Origin of the sequence: Roseicyclus marinus (assembly GCF_030163795.1) — a bacterium.
GTDB lineage: Bacteria > Pseudomonadota > Alphaproteobacteria > Rhodobacterales > Rhodobacteraceae > Roseicyclus > Roseicyclus marinus.
In genome coordinates this window covers 202,529-220,989 of sequence record NZ_JASJOF010000007.1, presented here as the reverse complement: position 1 = coordinate 220,989, position 18,461 = coordinate 202,529, and the positions used below count along the sequence as shown (strand labels likewise).

14 protein-coding genes are annotated in these 18,461 nt (G+C 67.8%); 7 read left to right on the top strand and 7 right to left on the bottom strand.

Going from position 1 to position 18,461, the window contains the following annotated elements; all coding sequences use genetic code 11:
- Nucleotides 1-10: 10 nt before the first annotated feature.
- The 4 genes from QQK63_RS12875 to QQK63_RS12860 are packed head-to-tail and all read left to right on the top strand — an operon-like array spanning nt 11 to nt 4,704.
- The gene (locus QQK63_RS12875) at nt 11-1,006 is read left to right on the top strand and encodes an alpha-ketoacid dehydrogenase subunit beta (protein WP_277823955.1); all 996 of its coding nucleotides are present in this window, start codon (nt 11-13) and stop codon (nt 1,004-1,006) included.
- On the top strand, nt 996-2,360 hold the full coding sequence (locus QQK63_RS12870) for a biotin/lipoyl-containing protein (protein ID WP_277823957.1): 1,365 nt from the start codon (nt 996-998) through the stop codon (nt 2,358-2,360). The genes QQK63_RS12875 and QQK63_RS12870 overlap by 11 nt, the downstream gene beginning before the upstream one ends.
- Nucleotides 2,361-2,377: 17 nt before the next feature.
- Nucleotides 2,378-3,802 carry an NAD-dependent succinate-semialdehyde dehydrogenase gene (locus QQK63_RS12865; RefSeq protein WP_277823959.1) on the top strand — a complete coding sequence of 475 codons (1,425 nt, stop codon included), beginning with the start codon at nt 2,378-2,380 and terminating at the stop codon, nt 3,800-3,802.
- Between the two features lie 11 nt (nt 3,803-3,813).
- Nucleotides 3,814-4,704, top strand: coding sequence for a 2-oxo acid dehydrogenase subunit E2 (locus tag QQK63_RS12860; RefSeq protein ID WP_277823961.1), 891 nt, complete (start codon nt 3,814-3,816; stop codon nt 4,702-4,704).
- 55 nt (nt 4,705-4,759) lie between these two features.
- On the opposite strand, the gene QQK63_RS12855 is transcribed toward QQK63_RS12860, so the two are convergent.
- The 3 genes from QQK63_RS12855 to QQK63_RS12845 are packed head-to-tail and all read right to left on the bottom strand — an operon-like array spanning nt 4,760 to nt 9,565.
- Complete coding sequence (locus QQK63_RS12855) at nt 4,760-5,332, bottom strand: YdeI/OmpD-associated family protein (RefSeq protein WP_277823963.1); 573 nt, start codon at nt 5,330-5,332, stop codon at nt 4,760-4,762.
- 37 nt (nt 5,333-5,369) lie between these two features.
- The gene (locus tag QQK63_RS12850; RefSeq protein ID WP_277823965.1) at nt 5,370-8,489 is read right to left on the bottom strand and encodes an efflux RND transporter permease subunit; all 3,120 of its coding nucleotides are present in this window, start codon (nt 8,487-8,489) and stop codon (nt 5,370-5,372) included.
- Between the two features lie 5 nt (nt 8,490-8,494).
- A complete protein-coding gene (locus QQK63_RS12845) occupies nt 8,495-9,565 on the bottom strand; it encodes an efflux RND transporter periplasmic adaptor subunit (protein WP_277823967.1) in 1,071 nt (356 codons plus the stop codon).
- A gap of 75 nt (nt 9,566-9,640) precedes the next feature.
- Here QQK63_RS12845 and QQK63_RS12840 point away from each other — a divergent pair, with 75 nt between their 5' ends.
- The 3 genes from QQK63_RS12840 to metG all read left to right on the top strand — a co-directional run bounded on the left by QQK63_RS12840 (nt 9,641) and on the right by metG (nt 13,455).
- Nucleotides 9,641-10,267: a TetR/AcrR family transcriptional regulator gene (locus QQK63_RS12840; protein WP_277823969.1), complete on the top strand. Its 627-nt coding sequence runs from the start codon at nt 9,641-9,643 to the stop codon at nt 10,265-10,267.
- Nucleotides 10,268-10,402: 135 nt separating this feature from the next.
- Nucleotides 10,403-11,623, top strand: a complete 1,221-nt coding sequence (locus tag QQK63_RS12835) for an MFS transporter (RefSeq protein ID WP_277825881.1) — start codon at nt 10,403-10,405, stop codon at nt 11,621-11,623.
- 110 nt (nt 11,624-11,733) lie between these two features.
- The gene (metG, locus tag QQK63_RS12830) at nt 11,734-13,455 is read left to right on the top strand and encodes a methionine--tRNA ligase (RefSeq protein ID WP_277823971.1); all 1,722 of its coding nucleotides are present in this window, start codon (nt 11,734-11,736) and stop codon (nt 13,453-13,455) included.
- 335 nt (nt 13,456-13,790) lie between these two features.
- Here the strand turns inward: metG and QQK63_RS12825 are convergent, their stop codons facing one another.
- Genes QQK63_RS12825 through thrC form a run of 4 tightly spaced genes read right to left on the bottom strand, consistent with a single transcriptional unit; the run spans nt 13,791 to nt 18,448 of the window.
- On the bottom strand, nt 13,791-15,188 hold the full coding sequence (locus tag QQK63_RS12825; protein WP_277823973.1) for an FAD-binding oxidoreductase: 1,398 nt from the start codon (nt 15,186-15,188) through the stop codon (nt 13,791-13,793).
- 31 nt (nt 15,189-15,219) lie between these two features.
- The gene (locus QQK63_RS12820; RefSeq protein ID WP_277823975.1) at nt 15,220-15,804 is read right to left on the bottom strand and encodes a GNAT family N-acetyltransferase; all 585 of its coding nucleotides are present in this window, start codon (nt 15,802-15,804) and stop codon (nt 15,220-15,222) included.
- On the bottom strand, nt 15,804-17,066 hold the full coding sequence (locus tag QQK63_RS12815) for a M16 family metallopeptidase (RefSeq protein WP_277823977.1): 1,263 nt from the start codon (nt 17,064-17,066) through the stop codon (nt 15,804-15,806). Before QQK63_RS12815 ends, QQK63_RS12820 begins: the two co-directional genes overlap by 1 nt.
- On the bottom strand, nt 17,063-18,448 hold the full coding sequence (gene thrC / locus QQK63_RS12810) for a threonine synthase (protein WP_277823979.1): 1,386 nt from the start codon (nt 18,446-18,448) through the stop codon (nt 17,063-17,065). Before thrC ends, QQK63_RS12815 begins: the two co-directional genes overlap by 4 nt.
- Nucleotides 18,449-18,461: the final 13 nt, after the last annotated feature.

Genomic DNA, 18,461 nt, shown 5'->3' with positions numbered 1-18,461 from the left:
GAGAGAGACGATGCGGGAAATCACCCTGTCCCAAGCCGTGAACGAGGCGCTGGCCGAGGAAATGCGCCGCGATCCGACCGTGTTCATTCTGGGCGAGGACGTGGCCGAGGCGGGTACGCCCTTCAAGGTCCTGTCCGGTCTTGTAGAAGAATTCGGCACGTCCCGCGTCATCGACACGCCGATTTCCGAACCCGGTTTCGTCGGCATGGCGGTGGGCGCCGCGATGACCGGCGCGCGGCCTGTCGTCGACCTGATGTTCGGCGACTTCATCTATCTCGTGATGGACCAGCTCTGCAATCAGGCGGCCAAGCAGCATTACATGTCGGGCGGCAAACTGACCGTGCCGATGGTGCTGCGCACCAACCTTGGCGCGACGCGGCGCTCGGCGGCGCAGCACTCGCAATCCCTGCAGGCGCTCGTGGCCCATATCCCCGGCCTCAAGGTCGCGCTGCCATCATCGGCCTACGAGGCCAAGGGCCTGATGAAGACGGCCATCCGCGACAACAACCCGGTCGTCATCTTCGAAGACAAGCTGATGTACCAAGACAAGGCGCCCGTGCCGGAGGAGGAATACCTGATACCCTTCGGTGTCGCCAACGTGAAGCGCGAAGGGCGCGACATCACCCTGATCGCCACCTCGTCGATGGTGCAAGTGGCCGAAAAGGCCGCCGCCCTTCTTGCACAAGAAGGTATCGAGGCCGAGGTGATCGACCCCCGCACCATCGTGCCCTTGGACGAGAAGACCCTGCTCGACAGCGTGAAAAAGACCAGCCGCGCCATCGTGATCGACGAGGGCCACCAAAGCTATGGCGTGACCGCCGAGATCGCCAGCCGCCTGAACGAAAAGGCCTTTTACCACCTCGATGCGCCGGTGGTGCGGATGGGCGCGATGGATGTGCCCGTCCCTTTCAGCCCCGCGCTCGAGGATCTGACCGTGCCCACCCCCGAGGCCGTCGCCGCCAAGGCCCGCAGTCTCTGCGCCGGGGAGATGACAGATGCCGCGTGACGTGACCATGCCCCAGCTCGGCATGGCGCAGGATGCGGGCAAGATCGTGTCCTGGCTGAAATCGCCGGGCGAGGCCGTGACCAAAGGCGACGCGCTCTTCGAGGTGGAAACCGACAAGGCCGTGATGGAGGTCGAAAGCCCCGCTGACGGCTACCTGACCGGCGTGGCCTATCCCGAGGGCGCGGATGTGCCCGTGGGTCAGGTCATCGCCCGCATCACCGACAGCCCCGAGGAGACGGGGCCGGACGACGCAGGCGACGCCCCCGCCCCCCAAGCCGCCCAAACCGCCCAAGCCGCCCCGGCCGAGACGCCCGCGGCCGAGGACATCCTGCCCGAGGGCCATCAAATCACCATGCCGCAACTGGGCATGGCGCAAGACAGCGGCCTTCTGGTGTCGTGGCTCAAGGCCCCGGGTGATGCCGTGGAGCCGGAGGATATCCTCTTCGAGGTCGAGACCGACAAGAGCACGATGGAGGTGGAGGCTGGCCGCAAAGGCTGGCTTGCCGCGACACTGGCCGCACCGGGAGAGGACGTGCCCGTGGGCGCGCCCGTGGCGATCTTGTCGGATATGGAGCCCAAGGCCCCCGTCGCCCGCGCGCTCAAGGACAAAGCGCCCAGGGCTCGCGCGAAACCGGACCAGTCCAAGGCGGACCGGACCGAAACGGCCCCGGCCAAATCGGCACCCGTTGCCGCCAAACCGGCCCCGGCTGCCGCCGCCCCCACACCATCGGGCGGTCGCATCCTCGCCTCGCCCAAGGCCCGCCGCCTCGCGCGGGAACAGGGGCTTGACCTCGCCCGGCTGGCAGAGGCCGGACATCCCCAGCCTTTCCATGTCGCCGATCTCGACACGCTCCGGGCGCTGCCCGCGGTCACGCCCAACGAAACCCGGGCACAGGCCGCGGCCTCCCGCCGCCTGACGGCGCTGTGCCCCGCGGACGGGCTGACCCCCTTTGCCGCATGGGCCGCGCGCGACCTGTCGCTCACCGATGCCGATGCGATCCTCGCAGGCCTTGCGGGGGCGAGCCTTGGCCGCCCTGACCCCGTCACGATCGCGGTCGACCGGTTCGGCACCACGCGACACTTCACCGTGCCGCCGGGCCGTGCGCTGGGGGGCGTCACCGAAACCGAGACCGACGCGCCGCCCGCGCTCCGGCTCCGCGACCTGCGCGCCACGCGCGTGGCCAGTGTCGCGATGGGGGCCGAGGATGCGCCCGTCCTGACGCTTGCCCCGGACGGTGCGGGCCTGTCGATCACGCTGGAATGCGCCGCAGACCAGCTTTCCACCGAGGCCGCTATCGCGCTTCTGACCGAATTCGCAGGCCGGATGGAGCAGCCGCTCCGCCACCTGCTCTGACGCGGGGGATAACCCAGATGCTCTACACCGACCTTTACATCGACGGCGCATGGCACAAGACCGACACGCGCTTCGACGTGATCAACCCGGCCACCGAAGAGGTCATCGCCTCCGTCGCTTCGGCCGATATCGCCGATGCGGATGCCGCGCTGGATGCCGCCGAGCGCGCCATGGCCGATTGGGCAAAACGCACCCCCCGCGAACGCTCCGAGGTGCTGCGCCGCGCTTGGGAACTCATGACCGCCCGCCTCGATGATTTCGCGCGTCTCATCACGCTCGAAAACGGCAAGGCCGGGTCCGACGCCCGGGGCGAAGCCGCCTATGCGGCCGAATTCTTCCGCTGGTTCGCCGAAGAAGCCGTGCGCGCCGATGGCATGATCACGCGCGCCCCCGCCTCGGGCGCGCGCATAATGGTCCAGCACAAGCCCGCGGGCCTCGCCGTGCTGGTGACGCCATGGAACTACCCCGCCGCGATGGGGACGCGGAAAATCGCGCCCGCGCTGGCCGCAGGCTGCGCCGTGATCATCAAGCCCGCCTCCGAAACGCCGCTCACCATGCTGGCCCTGATGCCCCTGCTGGAAGAGGCGGGCGTGCCCAAGGGCCTTGTGAACGTGCTGCCGTCGAAACGCACGGGCGCGCTGGTCGATCACATGCTGCACGACCCCCGCGTTCGCGTGGTCAGCTTCACCGGCTCGACCGGCGTTGGCCGCAAGCTCCTGAAATCCGCCGCCGATCAGGTGCTGAAACCGGCCATGGAACTGGGCGGCAACGCGCCCGTTCTCGTGCTGCATGACGCCGACATGGACGCCGCCATCGAAGGCACGATGCTGGCCAAGATGCGCAATCTGGGCGAGGCCTGCACCGCCGCGAACCGCATCTATGTCCACGACAGCATCGCCGCCGAATTCACCAAGCGGCTTGCCGCGCGGATGTCCGCACTCAAGCTGGGCGATGGCAGAGATCCCAGCGTCGATGTCGGCCCGCTGGTCAATGCCGATACCCGCGACAAGGTGGCGGCCTTCGTCGCCGATGCGCTGGCCAAGGGCGCCACGCTTGAATGCGGCGGCACGATTCCCGAGGGTCCGGGCTATTTCTACCCGCCCACGGTCCTGTCGAATGTCTCGCAAGACGCCGATTGCGTCCATGACGAGATCTTCGGCCCCGTCGCCGCGATCCAGACCTTCACCGACGAGGAAGACGCCATCGCGCGCGCCAATGCGACCGAATACGGGCTGGTGGCTTACGTCTTCAGCAGCGATTTCCGCCGCGCCATGCAGGTCTGCGAACGGCTCGATTATGGCATGGTGGGCCTCAACCGCGGTCTCGTCTCCGACCCGGCCGCGCCCTTCGGCGGGACCAAGCAATCGGGCTTGGGCCGTGAAGGCGGGCATGAGGGGATGCTCGAATTCATGGAAACCCAATACATCTCGGCAGAATGGTGAGGGAAACAGCCATGAGCGATATCTCGGCCAGCCCCACGACCCGGCGTCTCGCGCTGGAAAAGGGCATCGACATCGACGCGCTGGCGCAGCGCCTCGGGCGCACCACGCTCGGCCCCGAGGATCTGGAGGGCGCGGATCGCGCCGCCCCCGGTCCGGCAGCCCCCGCCGCCGATACCGCCTATTGGGATGTGGATCATTCCGCCCATGGCCCGGTGACCCACGAACCCATGAGCCGCTTCGCGCAGGTCGCCGCCCGCAACCTCGCGGCGGCGCAGGCGCTCATCCCTGCCGTCACCCATCACGACCGCGCCGACATGACCGCGATCGAAGGACTGCGCAAAGCTTGGAAACCCGAGGCCGAGGGGCGCGGCGTGAAGCTGACGGCGCTGGCCTTCCATGTCGCGGCCCTGGCGCGATCCTTGCGCGCCTTTCCCCGGTTCAACGCCTCGCTCTCGCCCGACGGGACGACACTGATCCTCAAGGATTACGTCCATATCGGCATCGCCGTGGATACCGAACATGGCCTGATGGTCCCCGTCATCCGCGACGCCGACCGCAAGGGGCTCTGGACCATCGCGGCCGAGATCGCCGATCTCGCCGCCCGCGCGCAGGTCCGCAAGATCGGCCCGCAGGACATGGGCGGCGCCTCCATGACCATCACCAATCTGGGCGGCATCGGCGGCACGGCCTTCACCCCCATCGTGAACCCGCCCGAGGTGGCGATCCTCGGCCTGACGCGCACCGAAACCGTGACCGTCTGGGACGGCGACACGCCGCGCCCGGTGCCCATGGTCCCGCTCGACCTCTCCTATGACCACCGCGTCATCAACGGGGCCGATGCCGCGCGCTTCCTGTCCCACTATGCAAAGCTGATCGCCGATCCGCGCCGGATGCTCGTCTGACGGGGCGGCGCTGGCGCGGCCCCGCGCCCGCCGCCACAGGTCCGACCACCCGCCCCTAGTATTGCGGCACCTTCCGCGCGAGGGCGGCATGATCCGCCACGATGCCGATCCGCTTGGCCCGCGTCTCCGGCCGCTTGGCCGTGGCGATCCATCTCAGGATGTTGCGCCGATAGGACGGCGCAGCCGCGCGCCACCAGTCAAGCCCGCCTGCCGCCGCCAACCCCGCGACCAGATCGTCGGGCTCCTCCAGCGCATCCACCGCCTCCAGCGCCTCCAGTAGCCCGCTTTGCCGCGCGCGCTCGAACGCAGCCCGCCCCGCCGGTTTCACCCGACCCTCCCGCTCAAGCCGCGCGAACCTGTCCCTGTAGCTCCGCGCCCAGACCTCTTGGCTGCGCGGCGCGATCAATTGCATCGTGCGATCGGCATCAAGCTTCATCCGCCGTCCGTCGATCCAGCCATAAGCCAACAGCGCATCCAGAACCTCGTCGCGCGACACGTAAAGCTCGGGGAAAGCGGCCTTCCACGTGACAAGCCACACACTCTCGCGCTGACAATGATGGGCCTCCAACCACGCCCACAGGTCGCTGGCCGAACGGACCTCCACCTTTCCCACATCCTTGGCCGCCATCGGCGCTCTTTCCCTGCCTGTCTTCCCGAGGCCCCGCCTATTCCGCGGCCAGCCGGTCGCGCCGCGCCATGCCCTCCGCCGGTGCGCGCCCCTCTGCCCCACGCACGGCCGCTTGGCCCGCGCGTCGTTCGCGGCGCAGGTAGCTGTGGTAGATCGCGGGCACCCCGATCAGCGTCAGGACCGAGGCAAAGCCCAATCCCGCCATGATCGCCACCGCCATCGAGGCAAAGAACGCATCCCACAACAGCGGCGTCATCCCCAGGATCGTGGTCGCCGCTGCCAAGAGGACCGGCCGCAGGCGGCTGATCGAGGCGGTGACGATGGCCTCGTCCTGCGACAGCCCCTCCTCGGCCTTCTGCGCATCGATCTCCTCGACCAGAACGATGGCGTTCTTGATCAGCATCCCCGACAGGCTCAACAGCCCCAGAAGCGCGGTAAAGCTGAACGGCAAGCCGGTCCACAACAGGCCCAGCCCCACCCCCGTGACCGCCATCGGCACCACCGTCCAGATCACCAGCGTCTGGCGCAGCTTGCCAAACAGCAAGAGCGTGATCAGCAACATCGCGCCGAAGGCCAGCGGCATCTGCCGCCCGAGGCTCGCCTGCGCCGTCGACGCGCTCTCGTATTCGCCACCCCACGCCATCCGGTATCCGGGCGGCAGCTCCATCGCCTCTATGGCGGCGCGGACCTCGGCAAAGGCTTGCGCCGGCAACACATCGGCCTTTGCGAAAGCCTGCACGCTGATCGTCGGCACCCGGTTGCGGCGCTGCACCAGCGTGTCGCGGGCGATCACCTCGAACCCGTCCACCACTTGGTCCAGGCTGACGAAGCGGTCCGCCACCGGGGCATAGACCAATTGGTCGACAAGCTCGGCACCGGGCACCTGCTCGGCGCGCGGGGTCCGCACGATGACCGGGATCAGCCGATCGCCCTCGCGGATCGCGCCCGCCTGCACCCCGTCGGTGGCCAAGGCCACGGCCTGCGCCACATCCCCGCGCGCGATGCCCAGCGCCTGCGCGCGGTCGGCGGCAAAGATGGGCCGGGTGACAAGCTCGCGGTCGCGCCAATCGGTCCGCTCCACCGTCAACAGGTCGGTCTCCGTCTCGAGGATGCGCTGCGCCTCGGCGGCCAACCCGCGCAGGACGACCGCATCCGGCCCGCTCAGCCGCACCTCGACATCGGCCCCCACCGGCGGGCCGTAGATGATCTGCTGCACCCGCGTCTCGGCCCATGGCACCTCCTCGGCCGCAAAGGCCGACAGCGCGTCGCGCAGGGCCGGGATCTGCGTATGATCTTCGACCCGGATCACGATCTGGCCATAGGCCGGGTTCGGATCCTCGGGCGTGTAGGTCAACAAGAACCGGGTCATCGGCCCGCCGACGGTGGTGGTCACCGCCGTCACCTCCTCCCGCTCCAGAAGCCAACCCTCGATCCGCGCCAGATCCTCCGAGGTCGCCGCGATCGACGTGCCCTGCGCGGCCATGTAATTCAGGTAAACCAACGGCGTCGTCGCGGGCGGAAAGAATTGCTGCTTGACCAGCCCCATCGCGGACCCGCCCGCGACAAAGGCCCCGATCAGTCCCACAAGCACCAGGTACCGCAGGCGCAACGCGCCGCGCACGACCAGGCCATAGGCCCGGAAAAACGCCGTGTCATAGGGGTCCGCGGCATCCGCCCGCGTGTCGACGCGAAAGAAATAGCTGGCCAGCAAGGGCGTGACCGTGACCGCCAGCAACCACGACAGCAACAGCGATATGCCGATCACCGCAAAGAGCGAAAACAGGAATTCCCCCGAACTGTCCGGGCTCAACCCGATCCCCGCAAAGGCGAGGATCCCGATGATCGTAGCCCCCAAAAGCGGCACCTGCGTGCGCCGCGCGACCTCGGCCGCGGCCTGCGCGGCGCGACGGCCCCGCCGCATCTGAACCTGCATCCCCTCGGCCACCACGATGGCATTGTCGACCAGCATCCCCATCGCGATGATCAGCGCGCCAAGGCTGATCCGTTCCACCTTGATGTCGAAAAGATTCATGAAAAAGAATGTGAAGGTGACGTTCAGGAACAGCGTGCCGCCCACCACCACGGCCGCCCGCCACCCCATGAACAACGCCAACACCCCGATCACCACACCGACCGACAGGGCAAGGTTCACCACGAAATCGCCATTGGCCTCGGCCACGACGCGGTGCTGCTCGTAGATCGGGTCGATCGTGACCCCGACCGGCAAAAGCTGCGCGATCTCCGACAGACGCGCCTCGACCGCCGCGCCGACCGTGACGATATTCTCCGATGTCAGCCCCGAAATCCCCAGCGTGAAGGCCGCGACACCGTTGTGGCGGATGATCTGCCCGGGGTCGTCCACCGTCCCCCGCGTCACCCGCGCCAGATCCGTCAGGTTCAGGACCTCGCCCGCATGGCCAAAGCTCAACGCCCCGATCTCGGCGGCGCTGTCTTGCAGGGCGGGCGCCTCGACGCGCAGATCGCTGCGCCCCTGCGACAACGACCCCGCGGGCGACAGGGCATCGGCCTGCGTGATCGCCCCAAGGATCGCGGCGGGCGGCACGCCCAGCGCGGCCAGCGTGGCACTCGACGGCTCGACATGGATCGCCTCTTCCGGCAGCCCGCGCAGTTCCGCATTGGCGACACCGGGCACCGCCGCCACCTCGCGCCGCAGAAAACTTGCGATCTGGTGGATATCGGCATCGCCGTAACCGGGCGCCGACACGGCATAGAGCAGCCCGAAGACATCGCCGTAACTGTCGTTGAACATCGGCGTCAGGGCTCCGGGCGGCAGGTCCGGTGCGACATCGGCGATCCGGTCGCGCAGATCGTCCCAGATCTGGGGCAATTCCTCCCCGCCAAATGTGTCGCGCACCTCGACCTCGATCACCGACAGGCCCGGCCGGTTGGACGAGGTGATCGTCGCCACCTCCCCCATCTGCTGCAATTCCGCCTCCAAAACCTCCGAAACCTCGGTGGCAACCTCCTGCGCCGTCGCGCCGGGATAGGGGGTCAGAACCAGCGCCGATTTCAGCGTGAAGGCCGGATCCTCCAGCTTGCCGACCCCGACATAGCCCGCCAATCCGCCAAAGACGCAAAACAGGATCAGAAGCCAGGTATACAGCGGCCGTTCGATGGCCAGACGCGCGATCTGCAAGGCTCTCACTCCGATCCGCCGATCAGACCCGCGTAGCGGGCCAGCGGCGCACCGTCCGGCACCTGCTGCGCCCCGATGGCCACGATCTCGGCCCCGGTCTCCACCCCCTCGACAACCAGCGCGCTGCCGGTCGGCGCGCCCACATCGACCGCGACATGCCGCGCGACGAGGCCCGGATCGCCAGCCTCCACCGCCACGACATATGTCGCCCCTTCGGGCGTCGTCGCGATGGCGGTCGCGGGCACAACCGGCCCCGGCTCGGCGACGGGCAGTTCCGCCCGCACCACCACGCTCTGCCCCGGCAACAGCGGCGGCAAATCCTCGCCCAGAACTGCAAGCGACACCCTGTAGCTCTGCCCCACCGGTCCCGTCTCGGCCCGGAATTCGCGCAGCGCCAGCGGAAATTCCGCCCCGCCCCCGGGCAAAAGACCGACAAACGTCACCGCCTCGGGGTCACCGACCGCGCGCAACACGCGCTCCGGCAGATCAACCTCGACGCGGAGTTCGGACAGGTCATGCAGCCGCACGACCGGCTGTCCCGGCTCGACGATGGCCTCGGCATGGGTCAGCCGCGCCGCGATCATCCCGTCGAACGGCGCGACAAGCCGCGCATCCTCCAGCGCGGCCCGCGCATCGCGCAGCGCCACATCGGCCAGGTCCCGCGCCGTCCGCAGCATGTCCACATCGACCGTCGCGGCCACGTTGCGCGCGGCCAGCGTCGCGGCGCGATCAAGATCGCGCTGCGCCTGCGCCAGATCCAGCGCCGCGCGCTCCACCGCCCGCTCGAACGGCCCTAGCTCCAGCGCGGCAAGCAGACTGCCTTGGCTCACCGCGCGGCCCTCGACCAGGTCCACGTGGTCCAGCCTGCCCCCGACCTCGAAGGCCAGTTCCACGGTATCGCGCGCCGCCACCTGCCCGAAAAACTGTCGCGCGACCGCGGCCTCGGGCGCAGTCAGAACCAGCGTGCGGACAGGGATCGGCGCCGCCCGATCCTCCTGCGCCGGGGCAATCGGCGCCGACAGGGCCAGACCCGCCGCGGCACAGGCCCCCAAAACCATCCGTTGAAACTTCATCATTGCAAACCATCTTCCCGTCGGGGAGAACAAACCAACCGACCGGTTGGTAGGTTAGGAGGGAGAAGGTCCCAGTCAATGGCAGAGCTGCAGAAAACACGCGCCGGCACGCGTCGGCACGAGATCGTCGAGATCGCGACGCGCCTCTTTCTCGAAAACGGCTTTGCCGCGACCTCCATGTCGATGGTCGCGGCGGCGGCGGGCCTGACCAAGGCGTCGCTTTACCACCACTTTCCCGGCAAGGAGGATCTCTTCGCGGCCTGCGTCACCGATGGCTATGCCGCCGAATTGTCCCAGCTTCGGACCATCGCCGAAGATCCCTCCACACCACCGCCCGACAAGATGCGCGCGGCGCTGATGGCGCTCTACGACACGATCATCACCTCGCCGGTGGGGCGCATGTCGCCCCTGATCGCCGAGGTGTCGCGCGCCTTTCCTTCCGTCGCCCGCTCCTTCCACGACGATTACATCGCCCCCCAGCACCAGATCCTTGCCCGCATCATCGCGGACGGGGTGCGCAGCGGCCATTTCAACGACCTAGACCCCAAACTCTTCCTGCATCTCGTCTTCGGGCCGATCGTGACCCTTTCCCTCTCGCGCGAGATGTTCGCGACCTTCGCCGACCTCGACCGGTATTTTCCAGTCACGGACCTCAGGGACGGACATATCGACACCCTGATGCGCCTGCTCGCCCGCTCCGGCTGACCCGGCAGGGCGGGCGGTCCCGGCCCGCCACGCGCACATCCTCCCGAAAACCGACCCCCGGCCGACGAAAACATGGGTGCATCCCGCGCCATCGCCCGCTACGCAGGTCTGGCACATCTCCAAGACCCGACCACCATGCGCCTCATCATCTCCTTCGCCGCGCTGTTTCTCTCGGTGCTGCTCTTGCAACTCTCCTCGGGGGGCGTGGGGCCGCTCGACGTGCTGTCAGGCACGGAACTGGGCTTCACCAACGGGCAGATCGGCCTTTTGGGCTCGGCGCATTTCTTCGGCTTCTTCATCGGCTGCTGGTGGGCGCCGCGCGTGATGGGCTCGGTCGGCCATTCGCGCGCCTTCGCGGCCTTCATCGCGGCGGGCGCCATCGGGCTTCTGGCCCATATGATGGTCGTCGATCCCTATGCCTGGTCGGCCATGCGCGCGGCCACCGGTTTTTGCGTCGCGGGCTGCTACACGGTGATCGAGGCGTGGTTGCAGGCCAAGACCGACAATGCCAACCGGGGCCGCACCATGGGTACCTACCGCATGGTCGACACCGGCGGCAGCCTGATCGCGCAGCTGATGATCGGCGTCCTCGATCCCGCCTCCTATGTTTCCTACAACCTCCTGGGCATCCTGTGCATCGCAGCGCTTCTGCCGCTGACGTTGACCCGCACCCCCCAACCCGACACGGGTGCCGCCCCCCGCCTGCGCCCGGGCCTTGCCTGGCGGCTCTCGCCGCTGGCGGTGGCGGGCGTCATCGTCTCGGGCGTCTCGGGCGCGGCCTTCCGGATGGTGGGGCCGCTCTACGGCGCGCAGGTGGGGCTGACGGCCGATCAGATCGGCCTCTTCCTCGCCGCCTATGTCCTTGGCGGGGCCTTCGCGCAATGGCCCGCGGGCTGGGCCGCCGACCGCCATGACCGGCGCACCGTGCTCTTGTGGTTCTCGGCCTTTTCCATCGCCGCTTGCGGCATCACCGTCGCCTTTTCGGGCCTCGGCGTCGCCGCGATCTTCGTCGCGGCCCTCGTCTTCGGGGCCGCGACCTTCCCGATCTATTCCATTTCCGCCGCCCATGCCCATGACTGGGCCGAGGATGACCAGCGCGTCGAACTGTCGGCCGCGCTCATGTTCTTCTACGCCATCGGGGCCATCGCCGCCCCCGTCGGCACCGCTTGGCTGATCGCGGCCTATGGGCCTGCCGCCCTCTTTGCGTTGATCGCGCTGGCCCATGTCGGCCTTGTCGTCTTCGGCGTGATCCGGATGCGACTGCGCCCCCCCGCCCAACCGCGCGGCCCCTATGTCTGGATCCCGCGCACCTCGTTCCTCGTCGGGCGCATCTTCCGCCGCACCGGCCGGGATTGAGGCCGCGCGCCGCCCGCGTGGCCAACCCCTCACGCATCCTGCCATCCCCTCTGGCCATGCCCGCGCCCGCCCGCTAAACCCACGCCCACGCGCATCCGAAGGGCAAGGCCATGGCACGCATCCTCATCACCTCGGCGATCCCCTACATCAACGGGATCAAGCACCTCGGCAATCTCGTCGGCAGCCAGCTGCCAGCCGATCTCTTCGCCCGCTACAAGCGCGCCCGCGGCGACGAGGTGCTGTTTCTCTGCGCCACCGACGAACACGGCACCCCCGCCGAGCTTGCCGCCGCCAAGGCGGGCAAACCCGTGGCCGAGTATTGCGCCGAAATGTGGGCGGTGCAGGACGCGCTCGGGCGCGGCTTCCGGCTGTCCTTCGACCATTTCGGCCGCTCCTCCTCGCCCCAGAACCACCGCCTGACCCAGCATTTCGCGGGCCGACTGGCCGAGGCCGGCCTGATCCGCGAAGTGTCGGAAAAACAGGTCTATTCCAACGCCGACGGCCGTTTCCTGCCCGACCGCTATATCGAGGGCACCTGCCCCAATTGCGGCTATGACAAGGCCCGCGGCGATCAATGCGAAAACTGCACCAAGCAGCTCGACCCCACCGACCTCATCAATCCCCGCTCCGCGATTTCCGGCGCCACCGATCTGGAGGTGCGCGAGACGAAACACCTCTACCTGCGCCAATCGGCGATGCGCGACCAGCTGCGCGCCTGGATCGACAGCAAATCCGACTGGCCGATCCTGACCACGTCCATCGCCCGCAAATGGCTCGACGATGGCGACGGGCTGCAGGATCGCGGCATCACCCGCGATCTCGACTGGGGCATCCCGGTGAAGAAGGGCGATCAGGACTGGCCGGGCATGGAAGGCAAGGTCTTCTACGTCTGGTTCGACGCCCCCATCGAATACATCGCCTGCGCCGCCGAATGGGTCGAGGCGGGCAAGGGCCCCGGATCGGAGAAAGGTTGGGAACGCTGGTGGCGCACCGACAAGGGCGCCGATGACGTGCGCTACGTACAGTTCATGGGCAAGGACAACGTGCCGTTCCACACGCTCTCCTTCCCCTCGACGATCCTCGGATCGGGCGAGCCGTGGAAGCTCGTCGATTACATCAAATCCTTCAACTACCTGAATTATGACGGCGGCCAGTTCTCCACGAGCCAGGGCCGCGGCGTCTTCATGGACCAGGCGCTCGAGATCCTGCCCGCCGATTACTGGCGCTGGTGGCTCCTGTCCCATGTTCCCGAAACCTCGGACACCGAATTCACTTGGGAAGCGTTCCAGCAGGACGTGAACAAGGACCTCGCCGATGTGCTGGGGAATTTCGTGAGCCGGATCACCAAGTTCTGCCGCTCGAAATTCGGCGAGACCGTGCCCGAGGGCGGCACCTACGGCCCGCAAGAGGAGGCGCTGATCGCCGATCTCGAAACGCGGCTCCGTCGGTACGAGGCCCATATGGACGCGATCGAGATCCGCAAGGCCGCGGCCGAGCTGCGCGCGATCTGGGTCGCGGGCAACGAATACCTGCAATCGGCAGGCCCCTGGACCGTGTTCAAGGAAGACCCCGACCGCGCCGCTGCGATCACGCGGCTCGCGCTGAACCTCATCCCCTTCTACGCCGGGCTGTCATCGCCCTTCATCCCCGATGCCGCCGCCACCATGGCGGGCGCCATGGGCGTGGATCTTGCCTGGCACGATAGCGCCGAAACGGCCCTCGGCGCCCTGAAGCCGGGTCATGGCTTCAGCGTGCCGGATGTCCTCTTCGCCAAGATCGACGATGCCACGCGGGAAGATTGGGCCGCGCGCTTCGCAGGCGTCAGGCGCTGACGGCAGGGGCAGAGGGGGGCCAGCCCCCCGTCGCGCTTTGCGCGCCTCCCCCCGGGATATTTGGAAAACAGAGAAGGCTCTAAACGCTTTCTTCACCCTTTTCGGCGCAGCTTGGTCTTGCGGTACAGGCGGGGACGCCGATGACCGCAAACGGAGAAGCCCCGACCGGCTGCTTGACCGGTCGGGGTCATCCTTGTCCCCGTCTTCTCTGTTTCAAAAATATCCCCGCCGGAGGCTCCAACAGACCTCACAAGCACGCCGCCAGCCATGGCATTGGATGCGCCACCACCCCAAGGAGCGCCCCCAACAGGGGCGCGACGCGGGGATCGCCGCCCTCAGGCCCGCAACACCGCACCGGGGTTCAAGATGCCCAAAGGGTCCAGTGCCGCCTTGATCGCCCGCATCGCCGCCAGTTTCCCCGGATCGCCGTAGCGCTCGAGGTCCTCGACCTTGAGCCGCCCGACCCCGTGTTCCGCCGAGACCGACCCACCCAATTCCTGAACAAGGTCATGCACCGCCCGCTTGATCGCGCCGCGCTGGTTCTCGTGATCGGCGGGCGATTTGCCGGGCATCGGGAAGACGTTGTAATGCAGGTTCCCGTCGCCCATGTGGCCGAAACAATTCAACCGGAATTCGCCCACGGCGCCTATCCGCTCGGGGGCCATGGCGATGAAGCGCGGGATCGCCGCGACAGGCACCGAGATATCATGCGACGAGATCGCGCCGATCCGGCGATTGGCCGCCGGGATATTCTCCCGCAGCGCCCAGAACTCGGCCCGCTGCGCCTCGGATTGCGCGATCACGCCATCGCTGACCAGATCCCGCTCATAGGCTTCCGCGAAGAGCGCCTCCAGCGCCTCTTCCGGGCTTGCCCCCGCGCCCATGCCCAGATCGATCAGGCAGATCCAGTCAGGGCGCGGATCGAAGGGCTGGCGCGTTTCCGGCCCCACCGCGTCGAGGAACAGCAACCCCTCGCGCCCGATCAGTTCGAACGCCGACAAAGACGGGCCCACCATCGCCTGCGCCAGTTTCAACAGCCCCAGCGCCGCCTCGGGCGAGGGCACGACCATCATCGCCGCCCCAACGGCCGCCGGTTTCGGAAACAGCCGCAACGAGGCCGCCGTGATCACCCCCAGCGTCCCCTCCGACCCGATCAGCAGATGCCGCAGGTCATAGCCCGTGTTGTCCTTGCGCAGGGGCGACAGCGTGTCGATCACCGTGCCATCGGCCAACACCGCCTCGACCCCAAGCACCAGATCGCGCGCATTGCCGTAGCGGATCACGTTCACGCCGCCCGCATTGGTGGCCAAAAGCCCGCCCAGCCGCGCCGATCCCTGGCTTGCCAGCGTCAGCGGGAAAATCCACTCCTCGGCTTCGGCGGCGGCATGGATCTCCGCGAGGATCGCGCCCGCCTCCACGATCATCGTGCCGGCCTCGGCGTCAAAACTGCGGATCGCGCGCATCCGTTCCAGCGACAAGATCACGGGCGGCGTGCCCTCTTCGGCCAATTGCCCGCCGACCAGCCCCGTACCCCCGCCATAGGGGATGACCGGGGCGCGCATCTCGCTGCACAGCCGCAGCACGGCCGCGACCTCCGCCACCGATCCCGGCGCCACGATGGCCGCCGCCTGCCCGTGCCAGCGTCCGCGCGGTTCCTCCAGGTAGCTGGGGGCCACCGCGCGCAGCGCCGCGGCAGGCAGGATCGCGGCCAGTCTTTGGGCAATGTCGCTCATGGTCTCGTCCCTCCCCCGCCCTGGCCCGGCCTCAGCCGATCTCGGTCCGCCCGCGCCGATCATGGCGCAGATGGGCGTACAGCACATGATTGCGCCAGCGCCCCGCGATCTGCAGATAGCTTTGCGCCACGCCTTCGTATTTGAACCCCGCCTTTTCCAGCACCCCGCGCGAGGCGGCGTTTTCCGGCAGGCAGGCGGCCTCGACCCGGCTCAGATCCTGCTCGCGAAAGGCATGATGCACCACCGCCCCGATGGCCTCGCGCATATACCCTTGGCGGGCATGGATCTCCCCGATCCAATACCCCAGCGTCGCCGATTGCGCCGGCCCCCGCCGGATATTGTCCAGCGTGATCGCCCCCAAAAGCACCTCGTCCGCCCGGCGAAAGATGAAAAGCGGCACCGCACTCCCCTGCCCCAGCGCCCGCTGCGACCAGTAGACCCGGCCGGTGAAGCTCTTGCGGCTCAGGTGGTCGGCGGCCCATGTCGGCTCCCACGGCGCGAGGAATTCGCGCGACGCCTCGCGCAGCGCCGCCCAGGACCGGTAATCGCCATGCCGCGGCAGGCGCAGCGTCAGGCGCTCGGTCTCCAGCCTCAGATGCCGTTTGCGCGCCAGCATCACGCCGCCAGACGCTCCCGCACCCGGCCCAGATCCGGGGCCTTGCCGACCGGCCCGTAAAGCGCCATCGCCGCTTGACCCGAGGCGACCAGCGCCCCCGCATGCTCCCTCAGCCCCGCCAGATTGACCGCGTCGATCCGCTCGACCGTTTCCTCCAAGGGCGGCACCCGGTTCCAGATCGCGACCAACCGCGCCAACCGCTCCGCCCGCGACGAGGGGCTTTCAAGCCCCATCAAAAGCCCCGCCTTCATCTGCGCCCGCGCCCGCGCCAACTCCGCTTCGGTCATGTCCTCGGCCGAGCGGCGCAATTCATCCACCGTCAGCCCCACCAGTTCCGGCAATTCCTTGCCCGATGTCCCGGCATAGATCGTCAGCATCCCGGTATCGTCGTAGCTGCCGACAGAGGCATAGATCGTGTAGCACAGCCCCCGCTTCTCGCGGATCTCTTGGAACAGCCTCGACGACATGCCGCCGCCCAGCGCACTGGCATAGATCTGCGCGGTATAGATATCGTCCGACCGGTAACCGGGCGCTTCCAGCGCAAGGGTGAAATGCGCCTGCTCCAGCTTCTTCACCACCCGCCGCTCGCCGCCCGCGAAAACCGCCGCCTCCGGCACCACGGGCAAGGACCGCGGCAGATGGCCAAAGGCCGCTTCGGCCAACCGCACGATCTCGTCGTGATCGACCGCACCCGCCGCCGACAGGATCAACTGGCCCGCCCCGTAATGCTCGGCCACGAACCGGTCGAAATCCCCCCGGTCAAAGGCCCGCACCCGTTCGGCGGGGCCAAGGATCGTCCGCCCCAGCGCCTGCCCCGGATAGGCCTCTTCCTGCAACCAGTCGAAAATGATGTCATCGGGCGTATCGGCGGCCTGCCCGATCTCCTGCAAGATCACGCCCCGCTCCACCTCGATCTCGCGCGGATCGAAAACCGGGTTCAGCACGATATCGGCGATCAGGTCGAGCGCCAGAGGCACATCTTGCCGCAACACCCGCGCATAATAGGCCGTCACCTCGCGGCTCGTATAGGCGTTGATATAGCCGCCCACATCCTCGATCTCTTCCGCGATCTGAAGCGCGCTGCGCCGCGCCGTCCCCTTGAACGCCATGTGTTCCAGGAAATGCGCGACCCCGTTCTGCTCGGGGGCCTCGTGCCGCCCGCCCGCCGACACCCACAGGCCCAGCGCGGCCGATTCCAGCCCCGGCATATACTCGGTCACGATCCGCAGACCGTTCGACAGGGTGTGAATAGCCACGCTCATCGGGCCAAGGCCTCGCGCACATGGGCCTCGAGGGCCGCAAGATCATTGGGAACCCGGCTCACCCGCTCGGGACGTTCGAACAGATCGGCCATGCGGGGCGGCAAGCCGGGCCGGATGCCTGTCGCCGCCTCGACCGCGTCGGGGAATTTCGCCGGATGCGCGGTCGCCAACGTCACAAGGGGCGTGGCCCCAACGAAATCTTGCGCCACATGCACACCCACCGCCGAATGCGGGCACAAGAGTTCGCCCATCTCGGCCCGCGCCCGCGCGATCATCGCGGCCGTCTCGGCCTCCGACGCGCGCCCGCTCGCGAAATCGCCCCGCAACGCCTCCAGCGCCCCTTGGCTGATGTGAAAGCCCCCGGCCTTCAACTCCGCCATCAATTGCGCCACCGCGCCCCCGTCACGCCCATAGGCGTCGAACAGCGCGCGCTCGAAATTCGAACTGACCTGGATATCCATCGACGGGCTGATCGAGGGCGCAACGCCTTGCGTCACGTAATCCCCCGTCGACAGCGCGCGGTGCAAGATGTCGTTCTGGTTCGTCGCCACCACCAGCTTCTCGATGGGCAATCCCATCCGCTTGGCGAGATATCCGGCAAAGATATCCCCGAAATTCCCCGTCGGCACGCAAAACGACACCTTGCGATGCGGCGCGCCCAAGGCGACGGCGGCAGTGAAATAATAGACCACCTGCGCCAGAACGCGGGCGAAATTGATCGAATTCACGCCCGCCAGCCGCACCTCGTCGCGAAAGGCGAAATCGTTGAACATGTCCTTCAACCGCGCCTGCGCGTCATCAAAGGTCCCGTCGATGGCCAGCGCATGGGCATTGGCCTCGGTCACGGTGGTCATCTGGCGGCGCTGCACCTCCGACACCCGGCCATGGGGATAGAGGATGAAGACATCGACATTCGACAGGCCGCGAAAGGCCTCCATCGCTGCCGACCCCGTGTCCCCGCTCGTCGCCCCCACGATGGTCACGCGATCGCCCGACCGCGCCAAGGCCGTCTGGAACAGCTGACCGATCAGCTGCATCGCGAAATCCTTGAAAGCCAGCGTCGGCCCGTGGAACAGCTCCAGCAGGAAATGATTGTCCTGCAATTGCTTGAGCGGCGCGCGCGCCGCATGGCCGAACCCCGCATAGGCCCGCGCGATGCAATCGCCGAATTCCGCATCGGTGAAACTCTCGCCCACGAAGGGCCGCATCACGCGAAACGCGACCTCCTCATAGGACAGGCCCGCCAGCGCCGCGATATCGCCGGCACTCATTTTGGGCAGCGTCTCGGGCACATACAGCCCGCCATCGCGCGCCAATCCCGTCAGCATCGTGTCTTCGAAGGTCAGCACCGGGGCCTGACCCCGGGTCGAGATATAGCGCATGGGCGCAGGTGTC